Origin of the sequence: Streptococcus pluranimalium, from assembly GCF_047785705.1 — a bacterium.
Lineage (GTDB): Bacteria > Bacillota > Bacilli > Lactobacillales > Streptococcaceae > Streptococcus > Streptococcus pluranimalium_A.
Genome location: NZ_JBLOJV010000001.1, coordinates 86,292 through 110,276 on the forward strand (window position 1 = coordinate 86,292; position 23,985 = coordinate 110,276).

The following is a 23,985-nucleotide window of genomic DNA, read 5'->3' on the forward strand; positions in this document are numbered from 1 at the left end:
AACGTCAACCTACTGATAGGCATCTGGCAAATCATGATGAAAGAGATCAGCCAAACACCTGCCACATCAAAAAAACATCCTATCAGGTGTTCAAAACCCTTGATAAGATGTGTTGTTTATAAAGAAAGATGCCCTACCATGTGCTATCGAATACTTTGCCAGTATCTTGTTAACAACTGGTTTTTGACAAGGTCTCATCCAAAATCCTAATGACCTGATACAAGTCAGGCTCTGTGATCTGATAAGGTGCTTGTTGACGAACGATGGGCTTGGCACAAAAAGCAATCCCTATCCCTGCCGCTTTAATCATGAGAAGGTCATTTGCCCCATCTCCCATAGCAATGGTTTGGGAGAGGTCTAATCCATTCTCTGATGCCCATTTCTCTAGCATGAGACGCTTGGTCTCCTTAGTGACGACCTCGCCAGCTGTTTTGCCAGTCAAGTAGCCATCTGAAACCTCCAGATGATTTGCCTTGACATAGTCAATGTCTAAGTCCTTGATCAAGAGATCAAGGACTTGATGAAAACCACCTGAAACGAGACCGATTTTGTAGCCGCGTCTGTGCAGTTCATCAATAAGCTCCTTAGCCCCTTGATTAAAATGGAGCGTTTGGGAGACCTGCTCAAAAATGCTTTCAGGCAAACCCTTGAGTAGAGCGACACGTTCACTCAAGGACTCCTCAAAGTCCAACTCTCCTCGCATGGCACGCTCGGTAATCTCAGACACCTTTTGACCCAGGCCAGCTTCTTGTCCTAGAACATCAATCACTTCCTCCTTGATAAGGGTTGAATCAACATCCATCACCAAAAGTCCTTTAATCGCTTTCATCACATGTCTCCTTGTCATCAGTGTGTTGTTTTTCTCTGATAGATACTCTCCAAGACATGACCTTACTTGCGATACATCTTGATTTGTAAGTATAAATCATTGTAAATTCCCAGCCACTTGGGACCAAGATTGTCATAAACCTCTAAATGATCAATGGTGTCGTGATTAGGATAAAAAGCCAAGTCTTCTCTGATTTCCTTTGGTAATAAGGCTTTCGCCGCATCATTTGGCGTCGCATAGCCGATGTACTCTGCATTTTGAGCAGCATTTTGAGGCTCTAGCATAAAGTTGATAAACTGATAGGCCTCTTTGAGGTGCTTGGCTGTTTTCGGGATAACCATATTGTCAAACCACAGGTTAGACCCTTCTGTCGGCACAACGTAGACCAAGTCTTCATTTTCGCTTAGCATTTCACTGGCTTCACCTGAGAAGGTCACCCCAATCGGTGCGTCTCCCTGAATCATGTAACCTTTTAGCTCATCACCCACCAAAGCCTTGATATTAGGCGTCAGCTGGTTTAAGCTTTGTTCAGCTTGGTTTAGTTCTCTCATGTCTTGAGAGTTTAAAGAATAGCCTAGGCGATTTAAGCCAATCCCAAGCACCTCTCTAGCCCCATCAACCATCATGATACTGTCCTTGTATTCAGGTCGCCAGAGGTCACTCCAATGCTCTGGATAAGTCTCCAACTGCTTTTGATTATAAACAATCCCAACCGTCCCCCAAAAATAAGGAATAGAGTAATCATTGTTAGGATCAAAACTTTTTCCCATAAATGCTGTGCCGATATGCTCAAGACCCTTGATTTTTGACTTATCCAACTTGATTACCAAGTCTTCCTTGATCATCTTATCAATGGTGTAATCACTAGGAATGGCAATGTCATAGGTCGTGCCACCCTGATTGATTTTGGTATACATGGCTTCGTTGGAGTCAAAGGTTTCGTACTGGACTTTGATGCCTGTTTTTTGGGTAAATGCTTTTAACAAATCAGGATCAATGTAGTCTCCCCAGTTGTAAATCACCAGCTTATCAGACACGTCACCTGATTGCTGTTGCAAGACAAAACTGGTTGCCCATAGTAAGGCGATAATAACGACAATTCCTGTTGTAAATGAGGTTAGTTTACGCATCTTTGCCCTCCTTGTCTTGAGAAATAAAGTAATAACCAATCACCAGTAAGATGCTAAAGAAAAAGACCAAGGTTGATAAGGCATTGATATCAAGCGAGATACCTCGACGAGCACGGGAATAAATCTCAACCGAAAGGGTCGAAAAGCCATTTCCTGTGACGAAAAAAGTCACCGCAAAGTCATCCAATGAATAGGTAAAGGCCATAAAATAACCCGCGATAATCCCTGGAGTAAGGTAAGGCAACATCACTTCTCTGAGCATTTGTGAGCGACTAGCCCCTAGGTCATAGGCCGCATTGATCATGTCTTGATTCATCTCTTTGAGACGCGGCAAAACCATAAGAACAACGATAGGAATGGAAAAAGCGATATGGCTCAGCAAGACTGTCGCAAAGCCAAGCTGAAACTTGATATAAGTAAATAAAATCAAGAAAGAAGCACCGATCATCACATCTGGTGCGACCATCAAGATGTTATTCACAGACAGCATGCTATTTTGATAACGCTGTTTACTCTCATGAATAAAGATTGCCCCAAAGGTACCGATAACCGTCGCAATCAGCGAACTGAGAAAGGCTAGAAAGAAGGTTTGAGCCAAAATTAGCATCAAACGACCGTCTGACATCATGGTCTTATAATGCTCCAGCGTAAAGCCTGTAAAGCCATTCATATCGCCACCCTTATTGAAAGAATAGGCAATCAAGTAAACAATAGGCGCATAAAGCAAGACAAAGATAAGAATCAAATAAAGATTAGCCCATTTTTTCATGATTTTCTCTCCTTTGTCACCCACATGATCAAAAGCATGGCCGCAATCAAGACAACCCCAATGGTTGAGCCCATGCCCCAGTTTTGAGTGGTTAGAAAGTGCTGTTCAATAGCTGTTCCAAGCGTAATGACGCGATTACCTCCGATTAGCCTTGTTAGCATAAAAAGACTTAGACTAGGAATGAAAACAGATTGCACACCCGATCGAACCCCATTTAAAGATAAGGGAAAAATGACCTTTGTAAAGGTTTGAACATCATTGGCACCCAAGTCACGACTGGCATTGATGAGATTACGGTCAATATCATCTAAGGCATTGAAAATCGGTAAAATCATAAAGGGAATTTCGATGTAAGAAGCCACAAAAATAAATGAAAAGTCTGTAAACAATAGTTGCTTAGGTCCAAGGCCCATAAAGGTTAAAAAAGCATTAACCCCACCTTGCTGACCAAAAATGCCCATAAAAGCATAGGCTTTCAGTAGCAGATTGACCCAGGTTGGCAAAATCACCAGCATCAGCCAAAGTTGCTTGTGCTTTAGCCTGGTTAGCAAAAAGGCTGTCGGATATGCCAACAAGAGGGTCAACAGTGTGATCAAGCCAGCATACAAGATCGAGTTCAAACTCATCTTCAGGTAAGTCCACGAGGCAAAGAAGGTCTGATAATTGACCAGATTTGCCTGAGATTCAATATCAAAGAAAGACTTCCAAACAATCATGGCTACAGGAGCTAGCACAAAGAGAAAAACCCATAGAAAATAAGGAAGCGAAAACCAACTAGCCCTTTTCTTCATGACGCTCCTCCTCGATAAAGTTAATCAAACCATCTTCCACATCCTCTGTCTCCACGTACTCTTCAATACGGGCATCAAACTCTTCCTCTGTCTCGTCTAGACGCATGACGTGAATGTCTTCGGGGGTAAAGTCAAGCCCAATGATTTCGCCTTCAATGGCTTTTCGTGTGGAGTGAATCATCCATTCATTGCCTAAATCATCATAGGCAATGATTTCATAGTGAACCCCACGAAAAAGCTGTGTATCAACCTTTACTTGAAGTTTACCTTCTTCGGGTAGGGTGATTTGGAGGTCCTCTGGGCGGATAACCACCTGAACAGGTTCATTAGGGCGCATCCCACCATCAACCGCTTCAAATTGTTTGCCATTAAATGCCACTAAATAGTCTTCAATCATGGTTGCTGGTAGGATGTTGGACTCACCGATAAAGGTCGCAACAAAATGATTGATTGGCTCATCATAGATATCAACAGGCGTTCCAGATTGAACAATTTGCCCTTCATTCATCACAAAAATCCAGTCACTCATGGCCAAGGCTTCTTCTTGATCGTGGGTCACAAAGACAAAGGTGATGCCTAGGCGTTGTTGCAGCTCACGCAGTTCATACTGCATCTCCGTACGCAGCTTTAAATCAAGGGCAGACAAGGGTTCATCCAAAAGCACAACACGGGGTTGATTGATAATGGCACGCGCGATAGCCACACGCTGACGCTGACCACCTGACAGCTTTTGAATCGAGCGTTTCTCATAACCTTCTAATTGCACCATTTTAAGGGCTTCTTTAACCCTTTGGTCAATCTCTTTTTTGCTAACCTTTTTTAGCTTTAAGGCAAAGGCCACGTTGTCATAGACAGTCATGTGGGGAAAAAGGGCGTAAGACTGAAAAACCGTGTGAACATCTCGTTTATTGATAGGGACATCATTGATGCGTTTGCCATCCAGTAACACATCACCCGTTGTGGCATCTAAAAGCCCTGCGATGATATTTAGAATCGTTGATTTACCTGATCCGGATGCACCAAGAAGGGTGTAAAACTTCCCTTCTTCTAATTCAAAGTTAATATCTTTTAAAACCGTTGTGCCACTATCTTCAAATGTCTTTGACACATGATTGAAGGCAATAATTGGATTAGTCAATGGTCATAAATCCTCCATAGATTTTCTATTAAGTGCTTGATAGCATGCCGCTATCGCCAAATGGTCAACAAAATAAGAAAGCCAGTTAGGGCTTGGGTAACAGTTGCTTCAAGCGATTCTCAAAAAACTGTTTGAAAAACCAAGGAAAAGGTTCAACAGACCCTTTTAAGTCTGAGTCCTGAGATGAGGACAAAGAGCAAGGTTCTGTCACTGGTCAAAGGGCTTTCCAACCTCCTAAGAAGGATCGCCTATGATACGAACTTCCGGCTCTAAGGTAATGTCTGAGTGTTTTTCAACTGTCCTGATCACATGGGCAATGAGGTTTTCATAATCTTTGGCAGTCCCACAATCAACATTGATCATAAAACCGGCGTGTTTTTCAGATACTTCCACACCACCAATACGATGGCCTTTGAGATTTGCGGCTGTGATCAACTGACCTGCAAAATGCCCTACAGGACGTTTGAAAACAGAACCACAAGAAGGATAGGCTAAGGGTTGTTTCAGATCACGTAAATGATTGAGACGCTCCATTTCTTGTTTGATCAGGCAGTAGTCACCTGGCTTTAAGGCAAACTTGGCTGAAAGGACAATGTCTCCTGTTCTTTGCAGAGCAGACTGACGATAGCCAAAGCTCAAGTCACTAGCATCAAGTGTCTGGATTTGCCCCTCTCGTGTGAGAACCTGAGCAGAAACCAGAAGATGCGCTATCTCGCCGCCATAAGCCCCAGCATTCATGAAAACAGCACCGCCCACACTACCTGGAATACCAGCTGCAAACTCAAAGCCTGTCAAGCTATGATCTCTTGCTATTTTAGTGACTTCTTTAAGATTGGCTCCTGCTTCTACTTCCATAACATAGCCATCAATCACCGTCGTTTTTAAACGATCAATCATGATCACCATGCCACGAATGCCACCATCACGAACAATCACATTGCTAGCATTCCCAAGCACTATCCAAGGAATGTCATGCTTGTTGGCGAGTGTTACCAGACGTTTTAACTCAAAGCGATTACGAGGGAAAGCCAGATAATCAGCTGGCCCTCCAACCTTGGTATAGGTATAATTCTTTAGAGGTTCAGCGACACGAACATCAATGCCAGCAAGAGCCTCCCTTATTTCTTTTAGCATCATCTCTTCCTTATACTTGTCAGATTGGCATAGCCGAGTCTTATTATACCAAAAAAAGGAGGTCTCTGTCCTTGCTTTTGATATTTTTTTCATCAGCTATTGATCACTATTGAGCGTCAATCGTTCTCTCCTGACTTGGGAGATAAAATAGAGCGATCCTGTGATGACATATAAGTCATCTGATGAGCTGAGATGGCACTGATCTAGCCAGTCCTTAAAGGTCGCCACTCTCTGATAGGCTTTAGGGTATTGGTCTAAAGTCACTGCATTAGGATAATCAAAAGTGGTCACTGTCACTTCTCCAACCATCGCCAGCTGGTCCAACATCCCATTGATGGGCTTGGTATCAATGGCTGCAAAGAGGATATGGATGGTTTTTGTCGCAAACTCTTTTTGCAATAAGGCTACCAAAACAGCAATGCTTTCATTATTATGAGCACCATCAATCATAAGATTATCCGCCAATAATTCTGTTCGACCTAGCCAACTAGCCTTTGCAAGAGCTCTTCGGATAATGGCTTCGCTAATTTTAGGATACTGCTTTTGCAAGAGCAGGGTACTCATGATGGCTAAGCCAGCATTTCTGACTTGATGCTGCCCTAACATCTTGAGCGATAGGCGCTCTAAGCTAATCTCTTGCCAGTGAAAGTCAAAGGCTCTGCTACTACCTGTCACTTCAAAATCACACCCAAGCTCAAAGGTCGGACTCTTTGTCTCTTTTGCTCTATCAGCAAAAACAGCCTTGACTGCCTGATTGTCTTCCGCAAAAATAAAGGGACAGCCCTCTTTTAAAACACCTGCTTTTTGAGCCGCAATCTCCTCATAGGACTGCCCTAAAATCGTCTGATGATCCAGGCCGATCGAGGTGCAAATGGCAAGCAAGGGGGAAAAAACATTAGTAGAGTCATAAAGCCCACCCAGACCTGCTTCAATAATAGCGATATCAACTGGGTGTAGCTGACCAAAATACAAAAACATCATGACGGTGATGATTTCAAATTCAGTCGCAGGTTCATAGCCTGTCTCTACTGGCAGTCGCTCAGCCAAGGGTTTGACACGTTTGAAAAGAATGAGCATGTCTTCCTTAGAAATCATCTCACCGTTAACGGCGATACGCTCTCTAAAATCCATGATATAAGGCGAGGTAAATGTCCCTACCTCATAGCCTGCCTCACTAAAAATGGTTTGCAGGTAATGAAGGGTTGAACCCTTGCCATTAGTGCCAACAATATGAATGCCTTTTACCCTATCTTGGGGATTGCCCAACTCATTAAGTAACCATTTGACACGCTCAATGCCCGGCTTAATCCCAAATATTAACTGGTCATGAAGCCAAGCCAAGCTTTCTTCGTAAGTCATTTTTTTCTCCTATCATAGTCATCTCTTAAAAGAAACCAGGCAAGGCCCAGTCTCTTAAAATAATTCTAACAAATACCGTTTAAGGCTTTTTATCCTCAAATCATTCCTTTTTTGAGGCTTTTATGGTCATGATTTGTCCCACGATAAAAACCAAAACAGCTAGCCAAATCAAGCTAAAACCACCCAACTCTGCTCTTGTCATTGACTCGCCAAAAACAGTCACGGCAATCAGGAGCTGAATGGTCGGATTGACGTATTGGATAAAGCCAACTTGATTGAGAGGAGCTCGTTTGACACCTTCTGCAAAGAGCAATAAAGGTATCGCTGTGATAATTCCCGATAGCATTAGCAAGATATTTTCAAAAAATGATAATTCAAACAAACGTACCTTTGAAAACAAAAAGAGATAAACTAAACCTACTGGTAAAATAAAACTAGCCTCAAAGAGCATGGCAACATCACTAGAGAGGGAGATGCCTTTTTTAATCAAGCCATAGAGCGCAAAGGTAACCGCAAGTAAGAGCGTGATAACAGGCAAGGAACCTGTCTGATAAATCAAGACACTAACCCCTAAAAAGGCTAGAAGAATAGCTAACTTGGCAGCATTGGTCAGGGTCTCCTTGAGAAATACCAGCGATAAAACAATAGACGCTAGAGGCATGACGTAATAGCCAAGGCTAGCTTGGGTAGCTTGCCCATGGGTCACACTCCAGATAAAGAAGAGCCAGTTAATCGTGATAAAAAGACTGGCTAACATCATCCTAACTAAGGTCATTTTAGACTGCCATAGCGTCTGTAATTCTCTCTTAAAGCGCTGATGTTGCTTAAATAAGACCATATACACTAGCATGGTAAGCACTGTCCACAAAATTCTATAGGCAAAAATATCATAGGCTGGGATGGATCCTAGTTGCTTCCAATAAAGAGACAGCAACCCCCACAAGACATATGCCAAAAAGGCCAGTAGTAGTCCCTTGGTCTTAGTCCTCAACACAAACTCCTTTACAATCGACAGCCAAATCAAGCACCTGATCAGGGAACTGACTTTTTATAGCCTCTAAGAAGGCTGACTTTTGACCCACAGGCAGCATGGTCATCACCGTTGGACCAGCTCCTGAAAGATAGGTTGCATAAGCCCCATGGTCTTGCCCTAGACTCCTAATAGCGGCAAATTCTGGCACTAAGGCTTGGCGATATGGCTCATGAAAGCGATCTTGGCTCATGGCGCGTCCCGCCTTGGTCAAATCCCCAGTCAACAAGCCAGCGACAACCATATTAGCAACAGAAGACCCCAAAACAGCCTCCTTAAAAGCCAAGTTATCTGGAAGCACCTGTCTAGAGTCACTGGTTTTTAACTCGTAGGCAGGCACGTAGGCCACCAAGGCAGCTTCTGGAAAATCCACCACAATCTTATCAAGACTTTGATTGAGGTATGATGCTACCACTAGATTGCCAAAAATAGCAGGGGCAACATTGTCAGGATGCCCTTCGATTTGGGTCGCCATCTCTAATTTCTCATCATCTGATAGACCTAAGTCTGCCAGCTGATTCGCCAACTCAATTCCTGCTACAATCACTGAAGACGATGACCCTAACCCTCTTGCTAAGGGAATCTCCGAGCGCATCCTCAAGCGATGGGGTTGTAAATCAGGACAAACAGCCAAAGCTGTCTGAATAAGCAAATTGGTCTCATCATGAGGAATACCAGGCAAGTCATGCTCAATAAACCAAGCAGAACTCTCACCTAACACATCAAGAACCAAATAGCAAGTCACCGCAAGACCAATCGAATCAAAACCTGGTCCAAGATTGGCAGAGGTAGCTGGAACTTTAATTTTCATCTGATTCTCCTAATACTTTAAAGATGTTTGTTAAGGCAAAAGCATTTGAATCATCAATCGCTGATTGGATTTTTGCCATTTGTTGACGCGTGATGGCTTTAGTGATCACCGTTATCAGAAGCGTTTCTTGGTCAGACTGACCTTCTAAGACCTGATCAAAGCAGGCATTGTGAGCTTCAAATAGGTCCGCCAACTGTGCTAGCTGAGCAGAGGCGTCAAGGACTACTACTGAGACATAATAGGCACTCAATATTTCCTCTGCCTTAGCCAAACGACAAGGGCGTTGGTAAGCATTAAAAGGCTTAACCGCTTGCCCTTCAAGCAAGTTTCGGCTAATGTGCATCAGATCCGCTAAAACAGAAGTCGCTGTCGGATTTTGACCAGCTCCTGGACCATAGTACATCGACTGCCCCACACCAACTGACTCTACAAGAACCGCATTCATCACATCATTAACACCAGCTAAAGGATGCTTTATTGGAACGAGGCTGGGTACAACTTCTGCCCAGATTCCAGATTGGGTTTCTTGTAAATCACCGATGAGTTTAATGACATAGCCAAGCTCCTTGGCAATAGCCACATCTTCTGGTCTAATCACCGTAATCCCTTGATGATGAATCTGGTCAATCCTAATAGTCATCCCAAAGCCAAATTGACTTAAAATAGCCAGCTTATAGGCCGCATCAATGCCTTCAACATCATTTTTAGGATCACTTTCTGCGTAGCCTAAGGCTTGAGCACTTGCCAAAGCTTTTTCATAGGTCCAGTTTTCCTCAACCATCTTGGTCAACATGTAGTTAGAGGTTCCATTAAGCACCCCTAAGATACGAGTAACCTTATCTGCCATTAAGGATTCTGACAAGGTTCTTAAAATAGGGATCCCGCCTGCAACAGCTGCCTCATAAGCAAACATAACCTGATGCTGCTGAGCGAGTTGGATCAACTCTTGCCCATGACAAGCAATCAAGTCCTTATTGGCTGATACCACGTGCTTACCGGCTTTTAAGGCCTGACTAATGTAGGATTTGGCTGGCTCAATACGCCCCATTAACTCAACAACAATCTTAATCGTCTCATCCGCTAATATAGCATCCATTGACGTCACAAAGTCGTAATCATGTCCTTGCGATCGCAAAGCATCAGCCTTTTCTTGTGACCTGACTAACACTTTACCAATCTCAATATCAAGCCCAGCTAATTGCCTTATTTTGGGCTGGTTTTCCTTTAATAAAAAAGGAAGCCCCTTAGCAACTGTTCCAAAACCAAGCAAACCAATCTTAACAACCATATCATCCCTCACTGTTATTTATTGTGATACTCTTTAAAAATCAAAGCGATACAGTCTTGACCTGCTTCGTTCTAATTGATTTTTCCTGAGTGTTCGTTAAACGCTTTTCATCTAGTATAGCAAAATCTACTCATGATTTACAAGATTTCCTTTTCATATTATGCTATAATGAGAAAAAAGAAAGGAGACTCTAATGCAACAGCAACAATCACATAAATCTTTTATCATGTTAATCTGTTTATTTCTTCTTATTGGCTTGGGTTGCCAAAGGCTAAAGTCAGCAACTACTCCAGCTGATCAGACTCAAAAACAGCAACAAGTCACAAAGAAACAGAACAGCAAAAACCAAACGTGGCAAAAAGAAGATCAACCCGTCCGGATTCCCATCCTCATGTATCATGCCATCCATCAAATGGCGCCCGAGGAAAGTGCTAGTGCCAACCTTATCGTTGACCCTGAGCTTTTTGAAGCACAAATCAAAGCTCTGGTGACTGAGGGCTATTACTTCCTAACACCCGAGGAAGCCCACAAGGCCCTAACCAGTAATAGCCTCCCAAGCAAAAAGGTGGTTTGGCTCACTTTTGATGATGGCAATGCTGACTTTTATTCACATGCTTATCCTATTCTCAAAAAATACAAAGCAAAAGCCACCAACAACATCATTACAGGCTTTGTCGAAAATAACTATCCTGGCAATCTAACCATCCAGCAGATGCTTGAAATGGGCAAAAATGGCATGTCCTTTCAAGGGCATACCATTACCCATCCTGATCTAAGTGCCACTGATCCTAACAACCAGCTACTTGAAGTCAGTGCTAGCAAAGACTTTTTAGACCAGCAACTCAAGCAACAGACCATGACCATTGCCTACCCATCAGGACGTTACAATCAAGAAACCCTTGCTTTATCCGAAAAAGCTGGTTACAAGCTAGGCTTAACCACCAACGAAGGCCTTGCCAGTGCAGCTGATGGGCTTTTGTCACTCAACCGTGTGCGTATCCTACCAACAACCACACCTGAACAACTCTTGCAACAAATTTCCACCAAATAAGATAAACAACCAGCTTAGTCTCTCCCAAGCTGGTTGTTTTTGATAGGATTGAGATGCCTTAACCATCAGTAGCTTCCTTGATCTGCTAAAAGGAAGTAGCGTTCTAGCTTTAATGACGGTATTTTATTGCGATTAAATGATACCGCATTAGCCCAAGACAAGAGCGTCATCACTCAGTTGTTGTCCAGCATTTTTATGGAAAAGAGCCATCAACTGGGCGACTGTCAGATGCTTCTTCTCCTCGCCTTTGACATCCACGACAATTTTACCCTGATAGAGCATGACCAGACGATTGCCGTACATGATGGCGTGTTCCATATTGTGCGTAATCATCAGTGTGGTTAAAGTATGTTCTTCCACCACTTTTTGGGTCAAGGCCATGACCATCTCACTGGTTTTGGGGTCAAGAGCAGCGATATGCTCATCAAGAAGTAGAATATCAGGACGAACCAAGGTTGCCATCGACAGGGTTAGTGCCTGACGTTGCCCACCAGATAGAAAGCCAGCGTCTGTCTTCATGCGATTTTCCAAGCCTAGTCCCAATTCTCTCAAGGCTTCTTTGAAAATCCCACGCTCTTTGTCCGTCACTGCTTTTTTGAAAACACTACGCTTTTTCCCACGCAGGTAAGCAATCGCCATATTTTCCTCGATGGTCAAGTTGGTTGCCGTTCCCATACGAGGATCTTGAAAGACACGACTGATATGCTTGGAACGTGACGCCACTGATTGTTTTTTGATGGATTGCCCATTAAGTAAAATATCACCCTCATCCATCTGAATCACACCAGAAATGGTATTTAGGAGGGTAGATTTTCCAGCACCATTACCACCGATAATTGAGATAAAATCTCCCTCTTCAACATCCAAATCCAAACCACGAAGGACATGATTTTCATTGACCGTGCCTTTTTCAAAGACTTTATGAACCTTTTGTAAGCTAAGTATGGACATATTAATTTTCCTCCAGTAGTGATTTTGAAGTTTTAACACCTAGTTTTGAGCGGATTTCTGGAATGTATAGGATTATGGCAAGTAAAACGGCGGATACCAATTTTATCATTTGCGCATTAACATTGGCAGTCAAAATCACTACAATAATCAAGCGGTAAATCACCGATCCCATAACAATCGAGAACAAGCGTTTGCCAAGGGGCAAGTGTTTGATCATGACCTCAGCCAAGATGACAGATGCCAGTCCGATGATGATGGTTCCTACTCCCATGTTAAGATCAGCATACCCATTATTCTGTGCTAATAGAGCACCTGACAAAGCAATCAGACCATTTCCAATCATGTAACCCAAAACCTTCATGTGATTAACATTGACACCATTGGCCTGCCCCATGTGGCTATTATCACCTGTCGCACGAAGGGCTAAGCCTAATTGCGTGTTCAAAAAAAGCATCAAAGACAAGATGACAAGGGCAATAAAGATGACACCAATAACCATCACAGCCATGGTTTTGTCAAGACCCATATCTTGGAATAAGATCACCAAAGTATCTTGCATAGACAAGGACACATTAGAGCGACCCATAACCAGCAAATTAGTAGAATACAAGGCAGTCAGGGTAATAATCCCTGTCAACAAGGGTGGAATATGCATCTTGGTGTGGAGAAAACCTGCCACCAAACCAACCAGCATACCACTGACCAAGCCAGCCAAAGTTGCTAAAATCGGATGCCAGCCACTTAGAATAGCCACCGAAGCAACCACTGCACCCAGAGGAAAAGAACCCTCAGCTGATAAATCCGCAATATCTAAAATACGGAAAGTGATAAAGACCCCAATAGCCATGATCGACCAAAGTAGACCTTGAGAAATACTTGATAATACAATATCTAACATCTTATTTTCCTTCTTACTGTTTCTCTTTTAGCGCAGACAAATCAATCTGCAACCATTGAGCCATCTTCTCATTGATCTTAACGGTTAAGTTTTCAGGCATCTCAACTGAAAGTTTTGACACATCCTCACCTTTTAAAATACGAATGGCTTGACGAGCCGTTTGACGACCTAACTCTTCAAAGTCTGGCCCGTATGAAAAGAGAGCTCCTTTGTCAACCAAATCAGCATTGGCAGCGTATACAGGGATTTTCATTTCTTTAGACAAGTCTGTCACCAAGGTAATGGAACTATCAATCAAGTTATCCGTTGGCATATAAAGCACTTCTGTCTGATTCATCAAGGAACGTGCCGTATCTTGAACATCATTGGTCGATGAAATCCCCTTGGTAATAACTTCAATACCTTCTTGTTCAAAGACCTTCTGTGCTTCTTTCACCTGAACCTCTGAATTACGCTCATTAGTGGTGTACATGATCCCAACCTTCTTCAAGTTAGGCATCACCTTTTTCAACAGGGCGATACGCTCCTTGGTCGGTGCCATGTCCGTCGTGCCTGTCACATTTGCACCTGGCTGCTCCATGCTTTTAACCAACTTGGCAGAAAGAGGATCTGTGACAGCTGTAAAGGTCACTGGAACATCTGTTGAGGCATTGGCTAAGGCTTGTGCCGCTGGCGTTGCAATGCCTAAGACCAAATCATTGTCTTTGACTAACTTTTCTGAAATACTTTGTAGATTGGCTTGCTCTCCTTGTGCATTTTGGTAATCTATCAGGATATTCTCACCGTCTTTGTATCCTCCTTTGGCCAACTCATCCACAAAGCCCTCGCGTGCCACATCCAAGGTTTCAAACTCGACATACTGCAAAATACCGATACGCTTAGCATCCTTGGCAGCTGATTTTTCAGAGTGAGCAACCTGCCCACACCCTGCCAACATGAGAAGAACCGAACCAACTGCCGCTATTTTCTTAAACTGACTTTTCATCCTAATAACTCCTTTTATTTCTCTTCGATTGAACTAAGGTCAATCCCTAATAATGTACTCATATCTTGATTGATGGTTACCCTCATCCCTGCTGGCTCTTCGGCTTTTATCGTTGCAATATCCTTGCCTTTTAAAAGAGCTATGGCTTGACGGGCTGTCTGACGACCTAATTGCTCATAATCAGGGCCATAAGCAAATAAAACACCTGCTTTAACAAGATCAGCTGAACCAGACACAACAGGAATTTTCATTTCCTTGGACAAGTCCGTCACAATCGTAATCGAACTATCAATCAAGCCATCCGTTGGCATGTAGAGAACTTCTGTTTGTTCCATCAGACTGCGAGTCGTATCTTGGATGTCATTGGTTGATGAAATCCCCTTCACAACAGTCTCAATCCCTGCCTTTTGAAAAACTTTCTTGGCCCTTTCCACTTGTAATTCTGAGTTCAACTCATTAGTGGTATACATGATGCCAACTTTCTTTAGATTTGGCATGACTTTTTGAAGCAAGGCAACACGCTCTTTGACAGGTGCCATATTTGTCGTACCTGTTGCCCGACCTCCTGGCTGATCAAATGACTTAATCACCTTAGCAGAAACGGGGTCAGAAACCGCTGTGAATAAAACAGGTGTTTCCGAAGGAACTGCTAGAAGTGACTGAGCTGATTGGGTCGCAATCCCAAGAACCAAGTCATTATCGGCAACTAATTTTTCAGACATGCTAGGTAAGGAGGACTGGTCTCCTTGAGCATTCTTATAATCAATCCTAATGTTATCCCCATCACGATAGCCTTGCTCCTTAAGCTCAGCTATAAAGCCTTTTCTCGCAGCATCCAACGGCTCCAATTCAATATACTGAAGAATACCGATGCGCTTTTGATCTTTTTTAACATCTTTTGACTGGCTGCAAGCCGTCAAACCAAAACCAAGGATCGCCATTAGAGACACTAAGACCCATTTCTTTTTCATAAACTATACCCCTTTATCTATTAGAACACTTTATAGCTCTAAGAACGCTATCAACAACCAAAGTAATAATACCATACAAAGCTCTTTTTAAGTCAACTGACCATGGTAGCCCTTCTCAATAAGCTATTAGCGATAGTATTGAACAATTAACCAAGACTGATCCCCAACAAACATCAAGCTAGACTAGACCATAAAGCCAAAGCATCCTTTTGATATTTAAAGAGCATGAGCAACTGACTTTAACTCCAAACAGAGTTCACATACACAAAAAAACCGACTAGACCATTTGGTTAACCGGTTTTAGGGGTGTGTTATTTCCTAAAAAAGCCGGTTAGACTAATTCATCTAATCGGCTATCGACAATCAAAAATGCTTTAGCCTCATAGATACAAACTGGGACGTTTTGTATCCATGAGGTACAAACGCCTATCTAAAGAAACTAAAATAATAATATGAGTTTGCTTGAGCCAAAACGGCAGACGTTTGTCGTAACATCATTATTTCTCCTTGTTGTATGATAATGATAAGTTTACCCTAAAATATTTCCTCTGTCAAGCCATTTTTGAGAAAAAAGACACCCTTTTCCAAAAATCAAGCTAGGTCAAGACGCAAATCCAAAAGAGAAGTTAAGGTCATCAGAGTAAACAGATAATTGTTTAGGTGTTTAAAAAGTGTTTATACTCGACATCATCAACTGGTAACGATAACATAACAGACCTGCACCACTCAGAGATGTTTTTTATCCGAGTCTTAAAGACAAGCCCTTTCAAAACCAGTCTTTTTGACTGTTAAAAAACTCCTTGAGCAATCAAGAAGTTTTTTGTGATATAGTTCTAGAATTTTATTTAGCGATTGGGTAAACCGATACTTGTTTTTTATCGCGTCCTTTACGCTCAAAACGTACCACACCTTCAACTTTAGCAAAAAGTGTGTCATCGCCTCCACGACCAACATTGACACCTGGATAGATGTGTGTGCCGCGTTGACGGTAAAGGATTGAACCACCTGAAACCGTTTGGCCATCAGCAGCTTTAGCACCGAGACGTTTAGCTTGTGAGTCACGTCCGTTTGATGTTGAACCTCCACCTTTTTTGTGGGCGAAAAGTTGCAAGTTAGCAAGATTCATTTTTAACATAATGTTTGTCCTCTCTTTGTTTAATCGGTCATGACTGTTGTCGTGATAAACTCCAAAGAATTCTCTGACACATCAGCCCTACCAAGGAGAAATGATTCCAATAATCATTGGATTTTCTCATTATTAAATTAAGGTCAGCTAAATCAGATAAGACTATCTGCATCTAACTACCATCAATCTTATCAATTGTTATCTTTAAAAAGAAAAATTAAGCGTTGATAGCGTTGATAACAACTTTAGTGTAAGGTTGACGGTGACCTTGTTTACGGTGGCTACCTTTTTTAGGTTTGTATTTGTAAGAAACAACTTTCTTTTGTTTACCTTGTTTTTCGATAGTACCAACGACTGTAGCTCCTTCAACAACTGGAGTACCGACTTTAGTAGACTCACCACCAACAAGAACAACATGGTCAAATGTTACTTCTGCGCCAGCTTCTGCGTCGATTTTTTCAACATAGATTGCTTGACCAACTTCAACTTTAACTTGTTTTCCACCAGTTTTGATGATTGCGTATGTGCTCATGATGCACCTCCTATAAGAATATGTGATTGAGGAATTTCCTCTGTGAAGACTCGCCTGGATTGTGAGGTATCAGACCTACTTAAACAATGTTCGCGCGGTTGCACAGGATGTGCACTTAGTCAACACTACCATTCTATCATCTTGAAAGGATTATTTCAAGTAAAACACTTTTCATTTTTTGTCTAGACTGCTATATGAAAACAAGCTTATAGTCACCTTAACATGAGCTTTTGACGTTTTTTATAAAAAAGTAATGGTCGCTAGGCCTGTGAAGGCTTTTTGGAGTAACTTTTCAAAGGCTTTCCAGTTAATGGCGGGATCACTAACCATAAATTGAAATCTCTCTTGGTTTTCTTGGTAATAGTCTTGTGTCAGTTGAAAGCCGTTACGCTCATAAAATGCCAAACGTTTTAGACGTTGTTGGTAATTTTCTGCCTGAGGATCCATAGGCTCTATGCTTAAAACAATCTGACGCCCTGCTGCCACTCTTTTTAAATCAGATAAAATCTGACTGCCAAATCCTTGAGAGTGGTGCTTGGGGTTGACGCCCAAATACACCACAAAAACATAGTCTTTGGACTGAAAAAGATAGGCAAAGCCGACAAACTTTTGCTCATGATAATAAGCATAGGCTGAGGCGATAGACTGATGTGTTTTCAACATTAAGAAAAAGAAAGGGAGCCTCTCTTCTGGTGGAAAAACCTCTAAGTACAGCTTTTTGGCTCGCCGATAGTTGTTTGAGAATAAGGGGACTGATTGTCTGTCTAAGGTTACCATTGTAAATTCACCAACTCCTTTGTTTCCTTGTAGGCAATATCAACTTTTTGTTTCAACTGATGGTTTATCTGTTGACGGGATTTCCCACCCTCAATGAAATCTTCCAGAACCATCACCCGATAATCGTAAAGTTCATAGCCTTCTGGACCATAAATGCCTCTAGGTGTCGCCTCCACTAGCGTGGGGTGAGCTTTAACGGTTTTGAGATGAGTTTCTTGACCAGACTTTTCAAAAGTCACATCCATTAAAAGACCACGTTCTGGCCACTTGTTACCCATGATGTCTGCTTGTTGATTTGAGATGAAATTACCCATGGAGTAAATAATCACTTTTCGTTGCCCATCTTTTTCAAGAATTTCCGCAGGCTCAATAACATGAGGATGCCCACCCAAAATCAGGTCTGCTCCCCAATCAATCATCTGATGATAGAGCGCCTTTTGCTCCCTAGTTGGACTCAAGCGGTACTCCTCACCCATCTGAGGCATAACGATGGTAACATCTGCTTTTTCTTCTGCCTCTTGCAATTCTTGTTTAATCTTATCTGGGTCTAAGTCGGACAAGTGACGATCGTACTCCTGCTGTGTCAGGTTGGCCTCCATGCCATTATAACCATAAGAATAAGCTAGTAGGGCAATCTTGATCCCATTGACTTCCTTGATGAGAACCTTCTCCTTAGCACGATCATACTCATAAAGACCAAGAGTATCAATCCCCAGACCATTAAAGGTTTTCTTGGTATTCAGCGCACCCTCTAAACCTGAATCAAGGATATGGTTATGGGCTAAATCCACCACATCATAACCCGTCTTTTTGAGCGTCTGAGCAATGCTCTTTGGAGCGTTAAACAAAGGATAGCCAGCTAATGGGTAGTCTGGCGAGATCGTCCCTTCAAAATCGCCGATAGCCAAGTCTGCACCAGCAATCCAGTCCTTAACCTCCTTAAAATAAGGATCAAAATCATAAGACCCATCGCTTTTTAAGGCGCTAGCATACAAAACATTATGAATCAAGATATCACCATTTGCCACAAGACGTGCCTGTTTGGTTTGGGGTTCAGGGGCAGCGATTGGTTTTGTCAAAGCCTGGTAAGCATCATAAATCCCAGCAAGGATGAGACAGAGAACTATTAGACCTAAGCTGATTATTTTTGTAAGCAGTTGTTTAGTCATAGGCATTTTCATTTAGGATTCCTTTATCGATGTTCTAAGATTGATGATTGGCATGGTTTTCTTTGGCAAATTCATAGCGAGCAAGCGCTGTTTTGCGACGTTCGGCATGGTCTACAATCGGCTTTGGATAATCTTTCCCTAATGTAAACGATAAGTCCTGCGCTAAGGATTCTGGTAACAGTTCAGGTTGGAATCGGTATTTCAAGGGGAGATGAGCTAACTCTGGCACAAAACAACTGATAAATTTTCCTTCTGGATCATAGGTTTTGCCTTGGGTTGTTGGGTTGAAAATTCTAAAATAGGGTGCAGCATCTGTCCCTGTTGATGCTGCCCATTGCCAGCCACCGATATTGCTAGCGGCATCATAATCAATCAAGGCCTCTTGAAAATAACGCTCTCCCCATCGCCAGTCAATCAACAAATCCTTGGTTAAAAAGGACGCGACAATCATTCGTAGTCGATTATGCATCCAACCTGTTTGAGCTAGCTGTCGCATCGCTGCATCAACGATTGGAAATCCTGTCTGACCAGACTTCCAACACTCGAAATGTGCCTTGTTATTATCCCACTCAATGTTGGTAAAAACCGATTGAATGGCTGTGTTTTTTTGATTGGGATGATTGACAGCAATCATGTGGTAAAAATCACGCCAAGCGAGTTCTTTGATAAAAGTGGCTTTGCCAGTGCTATCTGGTGCCTTTGAAATAGCATGATAAACCTGTCTGATGCTAATGTTACCATGTCGTAAATAAGGAGATAGTTTACTAGTTGCCTCTAAAGCTGGATAATCTCGCTGATCTTTGTAAGCAGACAAACCTTCATCCACAAAGCGTTTCAAGAGGTCTAGAGCCTTCTGACTGCCTGGTTGATAATCAGGTAGGGGAGCTATCCTTGTTTGGCAAAACGTTTCAAGGTCAATAGCCATGTCCAAACACAACCAGTTCACAGTATGCGTTGGGGTTGGTACTGGAGTAGGCTTGGGTAAACTCTTCCAATTGTTGTAATAAGGTGTAAACACTTTATAAGAATCCCCTGATTGGGTGAGGACTTCTGATGCTCCATGCAGGTAATGATCCTGTGACGTGTGCATGATAATCTGATGTTTCCTAAAAAATGCTGCGGCCTTTTGATCCCTCTGTCTACCAAAAAGAGCATCATCATAGTTAAAATAAACCTGATCCCATTCTGGCAAGGCCTGCCCTAGCTCTTCAAAGGCTAGTTCCCAATCTCCGTAGATGACTTGCAAAGGAATATCATAGGCAGACAACTCCTTTTTAAAATAACGTAAACTCTCCAAAAAGGCTGACTGATTGGGTGTCTTTTGCTCTGACAGTTGCTCAGGATTGAGGTGAAAAAGAGCCACCAGTTGATCGCTATTAGCCATCGCCTTAGCCAAAGCAATATTATCACTAAGTCTTAAATCACGCCTGAACCACATCACTGAAACCATTCTAATCTCCTCTTAAGCACTGATAATACTAGTTTACCACAAATCATAGCTGTCAAAAATCAAAAAGCTACTGCACTGAATGGTTTTGATGAGAAAGTGGACAAAAAACCAGCAAGTTAAAAAGAGCTACTTGGAGTATTTGGCTGGTGACACAAAAGAATGAGTGGAGCAAACTAAAAAGTTGATGGATCATACGGTGACTCCTCTCAAAACTCAATGAGGAAAAAAGTATCTCTGTTCTAGCTCTAGTAAGTAACGCTTTCGGTCAACTCCTCCACCATAGCCACCTAAATCACCTGTTGACGAAATCACACGATGGCACGGTATTAAAATAGCTATTTGATTGGCACCATTCGCATTTCCAACAGCCCTTACTTTATTGACATCTCCTAAGGCCATTGCTAAATCCTTATATGTTTGAGTTTCACCGATTGGTATTTTTTGTAACAATGCCCACACATCTTTTTGAAAAGGTGTTCCCATTAAGCAAAGAGGTATTGTAAATGTCGCGGATTTTCCTGAAAAATAAAGGGCTAACTCATTGGTTAATTGTGTTAAAATAGCATTATTTCCTGCTATTATTCTAGCCTGTCGCTTAATTCTCAAGCGCTCAATTTCTTTTTCAAGACCGCGTCTATTATCAAATTCTAAAAGGTAAAGACCATTATCATCTGCTATCGCAAACAGACGTCCTATCGGAGTTGGAATAAATGTAGCCATTAATAAATGAATCTCGGTTTGCTTTGTTGGATTTCCCATAATTCGGCTAAAAGCATCATTAAAACCACTGGCAGATTGATAGCCCATAGCCAGTTGCTGATCAATTTTTTTAGAACCTTTTTGAATGGCTGCAAAAGCAATCCCCATACGACGTGAGCGTGCATATTGAACAAAGGTCATATGATAATATTTTTTAAACTGCCGTCTAGCTGTTGCTGAATGAATACCTAGCTCTTTAAAATCAGAGTCTCTCCAGTGTTTTTCAGGATTTGCTTCAACCAGATCAACTAATTGTTTGACTTCTTCTGGCAAGTCATTGGGATAAGAAAGTGGTCGGCAAATTTTGCAAGGACGATAACCTGCTAGAAGGGCTGCTTCAGCTGTTTTGTAAAACTCACAATTGTCAAATTTAGGCTTCCTAGCACGACAAGTCGCATGGCAAAAAATACCAGTTGTTTTAATGGCTGCAAAGAAAACCCCATCAAAGTTAGCATCACACTCTCGTAATGCTTTATAGTAACGTTCTTTTAACTGTGCATCAATAATCATGATAATCTCCTTCTTATCAATGATAGCATTATTCACTCCATCTTTCTTACGAAAATTGAACAAGTATTTTTTTAAGTTTAACAGCTGTACGACATCCCCATCATACTAAAAAACATTGATATGTCTTATACCAATGTCTTTATCTCATGATTTTTTTAATGTTATGATAATGACATCTCCTAAAAGGATAGAAATGATACAGAAGATTTTCATGACAACATGAGAGCAATAGCATTGTAATACTAGACATTACAAACAATTTTTTAGAGTCTGTAGTCACTAAGCCTTTAAACGGATGAAAATAGCTATTGATGCTACCGTTAAAAATACTTGGTTTAACAATGAGGAAGTCTTATTGCTTTTATTTGGCTAGCTTGGTCTTCTTGTTGTTTTTTGACGTGATCTTTGATGATTTGATAAAGCGTCCCAGCGATAGGCACAGCAACAATCATACCAAAGACACCATTAACAGAGCCACCAACAGTAATGGCTAGTAAAACCCACATTCCCGGTAAACCAATAGAATTTCCCACAATTCTAGGATAAATCAAGTTACCCTCTAGCTGCTGCAAAATGACTATGTACAATAAAAACAATAAAGCGGATTGGAAAGACGCCGTTGCAATGAGAATAAAGCCAATCCCTGCACCAATAAAGGATCCAATGATAGGCATCAAGGCGGTAAAAGCAATCAAAACACCAACCGTGACCGCATAGGGCAAGCCTAGAATTGCCATTCCAATAGCTGTCAAAGTCCCCAAAATCACGGCCTCTATGGTCTGACCGACAAAAAAATGATGGAAGCGGTGATGCAGTATACCCGTCACATAAAAAATCTTTGATGCCCATTGACTCATATAAACCTCTGTCAATGTTCTAGCCTGTCTCACTAACCTTTCTTTGTTGGCCAAAACATAGAGTGAAAACACCAGGCTGACAAAAAGGTTGATAAGGGTTGAAGCAAGGCTAGAGATAGAGCTCAGAATATTGGTAAAGACGGTCAAGAGTTGTTGCGCCACTTGTTGGGTGTATCTGGAGATGGTTGCGCTGACATCTGAATGTTGTCCAAACAAGTCCAAGGCACGCTCAACCATGTGATGGTCATTTAATCCTGAAATCATTCTTGATATGGCTTGGGTGTCAATTCGTAACAACAGCTGCAAACTTGAGATCAGATCTGGTAATACCATTGCAAAAATCCAAACAATAACTAAAATAAAGGTCAAATAAGCCAAAATCATAGCTATAGGACGCTTAATCTTTAACCAAAATGATCCTTTGATCAGCTGACAAAGCCATTTTTCGTAGGCCTGCATGACAATATTCACAATATAAGCAATACCCGCACCAAGTAAAAACGGTTTTAAAGCATTCCAGACCGTTTGCAAAAGCCCAGTACCTTGCTCCCAATTTTGATAGATGGCAAAGCAGATAAAAAAACTTAACACAATATAGCCAACTTCTTTTTTTGTCATCATCACAATATCTCCTTTAGTCCTTATAGGTATAATCTTAGTCTTTCTGCCATCACTGCATAACCTTCTTGACTCAAGTGCAGGCCATCAGTGGTATAAACATCCGCTAAATGACCATCCTCATCCAATAAATAGGGGTAAAGGTCAATAAACTCTGCTAAATGAAGTTCTTCTAACTGATCATTTAAGGCTTGAATGACACTATTTCGCCTTAGCTTAACCCGATCTTGATAGGCTTCTTTTTGGCTAACTGGCAAAATAGACATCAGATAAACCTTAGTAGCAATAGACTCTATCTGAACCGTCGCTAAGATCTGCCTGAGATTGCCAAGAATGTGTTTGTCATCAAAACCAAACCCCAAATCATTCGTCCCAATGAGGATAAACAGTTTATCAGGCTCGACTGCTAATACTTGGTCTTTTAAATGCTCTTTGAGCCACTGCGTATCCGTACCAGCAATCCCACGATTTAAGATAAGCCGATCTCGTCCCAAAAATTTTTTTAGAGGGAAAAATTCGATAATCGAATCCCCCGTAAAAACAATAGCCTCTTTGGGATCTCTTTGATTAGCCCTTTGATAGTCACTCAACTTTTGTTGGTGGTAGTTAGCCAATTCTGGACTGATCACTTCTAACATCATGCACACTCCTCATCTATAATAGGTCTTATTATACCGTTTTTTTCATTAAAAATCACCGTAGCTGACTGATGGTGTTCAGCTATAGTGATTTGAGATTTAGGATTTTGAAGAATCCCGATAAAGATCTTTGACTTGATGGTCTTGACTGCTCTGTTTTTGGTAACCTAACCTATGCTTGATTTTGGCGGTCTGTCAGACAGTTCTAATGCTTAATTCACTCACCATCAAAAGAAGAGAGGCTTGGACAAAAGCCCTTGCCTCTCTTCTTTTGATTTGTTGAGCAAGACGCAGTGGTTGAGTGGGCTCTAATACGCTGATTTTATCAGCTTTTACAGCCCTGCTCAACTGTACGGAGGTGGGAGGGAAATCGAATTCTGACCAATGACCCATTTCTATCCCACTCTCTCTTCG

The 23,985-nt window shown here is 41.8% G+C and carries 23 protein-coding genes and 1 other annotated feature; of the genes, 1 reads left to right on the forward strand and 22 read right to left on the reverse strand.

From position 1 onward, the window contains the following. Positions 1 to 169: 169 nt before the first annotated feature. From serB to ACMZ6Z_RS00430, 10 genes are all read right to left on the reverse strand, one after another. Entirely contained in the window at positions 170 to 829 is a 660-nt protein-coding gene (gene serB / locus ACMZ6Z_RS00385) for a phosphoserine phosphatase SerB (protein WP_416130683.1), read from the reverse strand. Positions 830 to 891: 62 nt separating this feature from the next. After that, a complete protein-coding gene (locus ACMZ6Z_RS00390) occupies positions 892 to 1,959 on the reverse strand; it encodes an ABC transporter substrate-binding protein (protein ID WP_416130684.1) in 1,068 nt (355 codons plus the stop codon). Beyond that, positions 1,952 to 2,728 carry an ABC transporter permease gene (locus ACMZ6Z_RS00395; RefSeq protein WP_416130685.1) on the reverse strand — a complete coding sequence of 259 codons (777 nt, stop codon included), beginning with the start codon at positions 2,726 to 2,728 and terminating at the stop codon, positions 1,952 to 1,954. The genes ACMZ6Z_RS00390 and ACMZ6Z_RS00395 overlap by 8 nt, the downstream gene beginning before the upstream one ends. After that, the gene (locus ACMZ6Z_RS00400) at positions 2,725 to 3,519 is read right to left on the reverse strand and encodes an ABC transporter permease (RefSeq protein ID WP_416130686.1); all 795 of its coding nucleotides are present in this window, start codon (positions 3,517 to 3,519) and stop codon (positions 2,725 to 2,727) included. Before ACMZ6Z_RS00400 ends, ACMZ6Z_RS00395 begins: the two co-directional genes overlap by 4 nt. Then, the gene (locus ACMZ6Z_RS00405; RefSeq protein WP_416130687.1) at positions 3,503 to 4,657 is read right to left on the reverse strand and encodes an ABC transporter ATP-binding protein; all 1,155 of its coding nucleotides are present in this window, start codon (positions 4,655 to 4,657) and stop codon (positions 3,503 to 3,505) included. Before ACMZ6Z_RS00405 ends, ACMZ6Z_RS00400 begins: the two co-directional genes overlap by 17 nt. A 234-nt stretch (positions 4,658 to 4,891) precedes the next feature. After that, positions 4,892 to 5,791, reverse strand: coding sequence for a UDP-N-acetylmuramate dehydrogenase (murB, locus tag ACMZ6Z_RS00410; protein WP_416130688.1), 900 nt, complete (start codon positions 5,789 to 5,791; stop codon positions 4,892 to 4,894). Between the two features lie 96 nt (positions 5,792 to 5,887). Next, a complete protein-coding gene (locus ACMZ6Z_RS00415) occupies positions 5,888 to 7,150 on the reverse strand; it encodes a bifunctional folylpolyglutamate synthase/dihydrofolate synthase (protein WP_416130689.1) in 1,263 nt (420 codons plus the stop codon). A 100-nt stretch (positions 7,151 to 7,250) separates the two neighbouring features. Further along, on the reverse strand, positions 7,251 to 8,141 hold the full coding sequence (gene rarD, locus ACMZ6Z_RS00420; RefSeq protein ID WP_416130690.1) for an EamA family transporter RarD: 891 nt from the start codon (positions 8,139 to 8,141) through the stop codon (positions 7,251 to 7,253). Next, positions 8,131 to 8,991 (reverse strand): homoserine kinase, encoded by an 861-nt coding sequence (gene thrB / locus ACMZ6Z_RS00425; protein ID WP_416130691.1) that lies wholly within the window; start codon positions 8,989 to 8,991, stop codon positions 8,131 to 8,133. The genes rarD and thrB overlap by 11 nt, the downstream gene beginning before the upstream one ends. After that, positions 8,981 to 10,279, reverse strand: coding sequence for a homoserine dehydrogenase (locus tag ACMZ6Z_RS00430; RefSeq protein WP_416130692.1), 1,299 nt, complete (start codon positions 10,277 to 10,279; stop codon positions 8,981 to 8,983). Before ACMZ6Z_RS00430 ends, thrB begins: the two co-directional genes overlap by 11 nt. A 226-nt stretch (positions 10,280 to 10,505) precedes the next feature. Here ACMZ6Z_RS00430 and ACMZ6Z_RS00435 point away from each other — a divergent pair, with 226 nt between their 5' ends. Continuing rightward, complete coding sequence (locus ACMZ6Z_RS00435) at positions 10,506 to 11,330, forward strand: polysaccharide deacetylase family protein (RefSeq protein WP_416130722.1); 825 nt, start codon at positions 10,506 to 10,508, stop codon at positions 11,328 to 11,330. Between the two features lie 147 nt (positions 11,331 to 11,477). Here the strand turns inward: ACMZ6Z_RS00435 and ACMZ6Z_RS00440 are convergent, their stop codons facing one another. The 12 genes from ACMZ6Z_RS00440 to ACMZ6Z_RS00495 form a co-directional block, all read right to left on the reverse strand. Beyond that, positions 11,478 to 12,281 carry an ABC transporter ATP-binding protein gene (locus ACMZ6Z_RS00440; RefSeq protein ID WP_416130693.1) on the reverse strand — a complete coding sequence of 268 codons (804 nt, stop codon included), beginning with the start codon at positions 12,279 to 12,281 and terminating at the stop codon, positions 11,478 to 11,480. Between the two features lies 1 nt (position 12,282). Beyond that, entirely contained in the window at positions 12,283 to 13,179 is an 897-nt protein-coding gene (locus ACMZ6Z_RS00445) for an ABC transporter permease (protein WP_416130694.1), read from the reverse strand. A gap of 13 nt (positions 13,180 to 13,192) precedes the next feature. Continuing rightward, positions 13,193 to 14,164, reverse strand: coding sequence for an ABC transporter substrate-binding protein (locus tag ACMZ6Z_RS00450; protein ID WP_416130695.1), 972 nt, complete (start codon positions 14,162 to 14,164; stop codon positions 13,193 to 13,195). Between the two features lie 14 nt (positions 14,165 to 14,178). After that, positions 14,179 to 15,135 carry an ABC transporter substrate-binding protein gene (locus ACMZ6Z_RS00455; protein WP_416130696.1) on the reverse strand — a complete coding sequence of 319 codons (957 nt, stop codon included), beginning with the start codon at positions 15,133 to 15,135 and terminating at the stop codon, positions 14,179 to 14,181. 841 nt (positions 15,136 to 15,976) lie between these two features. Then, positions 15,977 to 16,270 (reverse strand): 50S ribosomal protein L27, encoded by a 294-nt coding sequence (gene rpmA, locus ACMZ6Z_RS00460; protein ID WP_003065365.1) that lies wholly within the window; start codon positions 16,268 to 16,270, stop codon positions 15,977 to 15,979. 208 nt (positions 16,271 to 16,478) lie between these two features. Then, the gene (gene rplU, locus ACMZ6Z_RS00465) at positions 16,479 to 16,793 is read right to left on the reverse strand and encodes a 50S ribosomal protein L21 (protein ID WP_416130697.1); all 315 of its coding nucleotides are present in this window, start codon (positions 16,791 to 16,793) and stop codon (positions 16,479 to 16,481) included. 36 nt (positions 16,794 to 16,829) lie between these two features. Beyond that, positions 16,830 to 16,903: a sequence feature (ribosomal protein L21 leader region), on the reverse strand. 130 nt (positions 16,904 to 17,033) lie between these two features. Beyond that, positions 17,034 to 17,570 carry a GNAT family N-acetyltransferase gene (locus ACMZ6Z_RS00470; protein ID WP_416130698.1) on the reverse strand — a complete coding sequence of 179 codons (537 nt, stop codon included), beginning with the start codon at positions 17,568 to 17,570 and terminating at the stop codon, positions 17,034 to 17,036. Beyond that, positions 17,564 to 18,739, reverse strand: coding sequence for a CapA family protein (locus tag ACMZ6Z_RS00475; protein ID WP_416130699.1), 1,176 nt, complete (start codon positions 18,737 to 18,739; stop codon positions 17,564 to 17,566). The genes ACMZ6Z_RS00470 and ACMZ6Z_RS00475 overlap by 7 nt, the downstream gene beginning before the upstream one ends. A 34-nt stretch (positions 18,740 to 18,773) precedes the next feature. Then, positions 18,774 to 20,189, reverse strand: coding sequence for a cryptochrome/photolyase family protein (locus tag ACMZ6Z_RS00480; RefSeq protein WP_416130700.1), 1,416 nt, complete (start codon positions 20,187 to 20,189; stop codon positions 18,774 to 18,776). A 213-nt stretch (positions 20,190 to 20,402) separates the two neighbouring features. Beyond that, a complete protein-coding gene (locus tag ACMZ6Z_RS00485; RefSeq protein WP_416130701.1) occupies positions 20,403 to 21,458 on the reverse strand; it encodes a bifunctional transcriptional activator/DNA repair enzyme AdaA in 1,056 nt (351 codons plus the stop codon). Between the two features lie 335 nt (positions 21,459 to 21,793). Continuing rightward, positions 21,794 to 22,939 (reverse strand): AI-2E family transporter, encoded by a 1,146-nt coding sequence (locus tag ACMZ6Z_RS00490; RefSeq protein WP_416130702.1) that lies wholly within the window; start codon positions 22,937 to 22,939, stop codon positions 21,794 to 21,796. 17 nt (positions 22,940 to 22,956) lie between these two features. Continuing rightward, on the reverse strand, positions 22,957 to 23,574 hold the full coding sequence (locus ACMZ6Z_RS00495; RefSeq protein ID WP_416130703.1) for an SGNH/GDSL hydrolase family protein: 618 nt from the start codon (positions 23,572 to 23,574) through the stop codon (positions 22,957 to 22,959). Positions 23,575 to 23,985: the final 411 nt, after the last annotated feature.

Excerpts from the sequence above, each read along its gene's own strand:
- ACMZ6Z_RS00475 (WP_416130699.1), bottom strand. The coding sequence starts at position 18,739 with ATGACTAAACAACTGCTTACAAAAATAATCAGCTTAGGTCTAATAGTT.
- ACMZ6Z_RS00430 (WP_416130692.1), bottom strand. The coding sequence starts at position 10,279 with ATGGTTGTTAAGATTGGTTTGCTTGGTTTTGGAACAGTTGCTAAGGGG.
- murB (WP_416130688.1), bottom strand. The coding sequence starts at position 5,791 with ATGCTAAAAGAAATAAGGGAGGCTCTTGCTGGCATTGATGTTCGTGTC.
- ACMZ6Z_RS00495 (WP_416130703.1), bottom strand. The coding sequence starts at position 23,574 with ATGATGTTAGAAGTGATCAGTCCAGAATTGGCTAACTACCACCAACAA.
- rpmA (WP_003065365.1), bottom strand. The coding sequence starts at position 16,270 with ATGTTAAAAATGAATCTTGCTAACTTGCAACTTTTCGCCCACAAAAAA.
- ACMZ6Z_RS00390 (WP_416130684.1), bottom strand. The coding sequence starts at position 1,959 with ATGCGTAAACTAACCTCATTTACAACAGGAATTGTCGTTATTATCGCC.
- ACMZ6Z_RS00450 (WP_416130695.1), bottom strand. The coding sequence starts at position 14,164 with ATGAAAAGTCAGTTTAAGAAAATAGCGGCAGTTGGTTCGGTTCTTCTC.
- ACMZ6Z_RS00445 (WP_416130694.1), bottom strand. The coding sequence starts at position 13,179 with ATGTTAGATATTGTATTATCAAGTATTTCTCAAGGTCTACTTTGGTCG.
- ACMZ6Z_RS00485 (WP_416130701.1), bottom strand. The coding sequence starts at position 21,458 with ATGATTATTGATGCACAGTTAAAAGAACGTTACTATAAAGCATTACGA.
- ACMZ6Z_RS00435 (WP_416130722.1), top strand. The coding sequence starts at position 10,506 with ATGTTAATCTGTTTATTTCTTCTTATTGGCTTGGGTTGCCAAAGGCTA.
- ACMZ6Z_RS00400 (WP_416130686.1), bottom strand. The coding sequence starts at position 3,519 with ATGAAGAAAAGGGCTAGTTGGTTTTCGCTTCCTTATTTTCTATGGGTT.
- ACMZ6Z_RS00415 (WP_416130689.1), bottom strand. The coding sequence starts at position 7,150 with ATGACTTACGAAGAAAGCTTGGCTTGGCTTCATGACCAGTTAATATTT.
- ACMZ6Z_RS00455 (WP_416130696.1), bottom strand. The coding sequence starts at position 15,135 with ATGAAAAAGAAATGGGTCTTAGTGTCTCTAATGGCGATCCTTGGTTTT.
- ACMZ6Z_RS00470 (WP_416130698.1), bottom strand. The coding sequence starts at position 17,570 with ATGGTAACCTTAGACAGACAATCAGTCCCCTTATTCTCAAACAACTAT.
- ACMZ6Z_RS00395 (WP_416130685.1), bottom strand. The coding sequence starts at position 2,728 with ATGAAAAAATGGGCTAATCTTTATTTGATTCTTATCTTTGTCTTGCTT.
- thrB (WP_416130691.1), bottom strand. The coding sequence starts at position 8,991 with ATGAAAATTAAAGTTCCAGCTACCTCTGCCAATCTTGGACCAGGTTTT.
- serB (WP_416130683.1), bottom strand. The coding sequence starts at position 829 with ATGAAAGCGATTAAAGGACTTTTGGTGATGGATGTTGATTCAACCCTT.
- ACMZ6Z_RS00480 (WP_416130700.1), bottom strand. The coding sequence starts at position 20,189 with ATGGTTTCAGTGATGTGGTTCAGGCGTGATTTAAGACTTAGTGATAAT.
- ACMZ6Z_RS00440 (WP_416130693.1), bottom strand. The coding sequence starts at position 12,281 with ATGTCCATACTTAGCTTACAAAAGGTTCATAAAGTCTTTGAAAAAGGC.
- rplU (WP_416130697.1), bottom strand. The coding sequence starts at position 16,793 with ATGAGCACATACGCAATCATCAAAACTGGTGGAAAACAAGTTAAAGTT.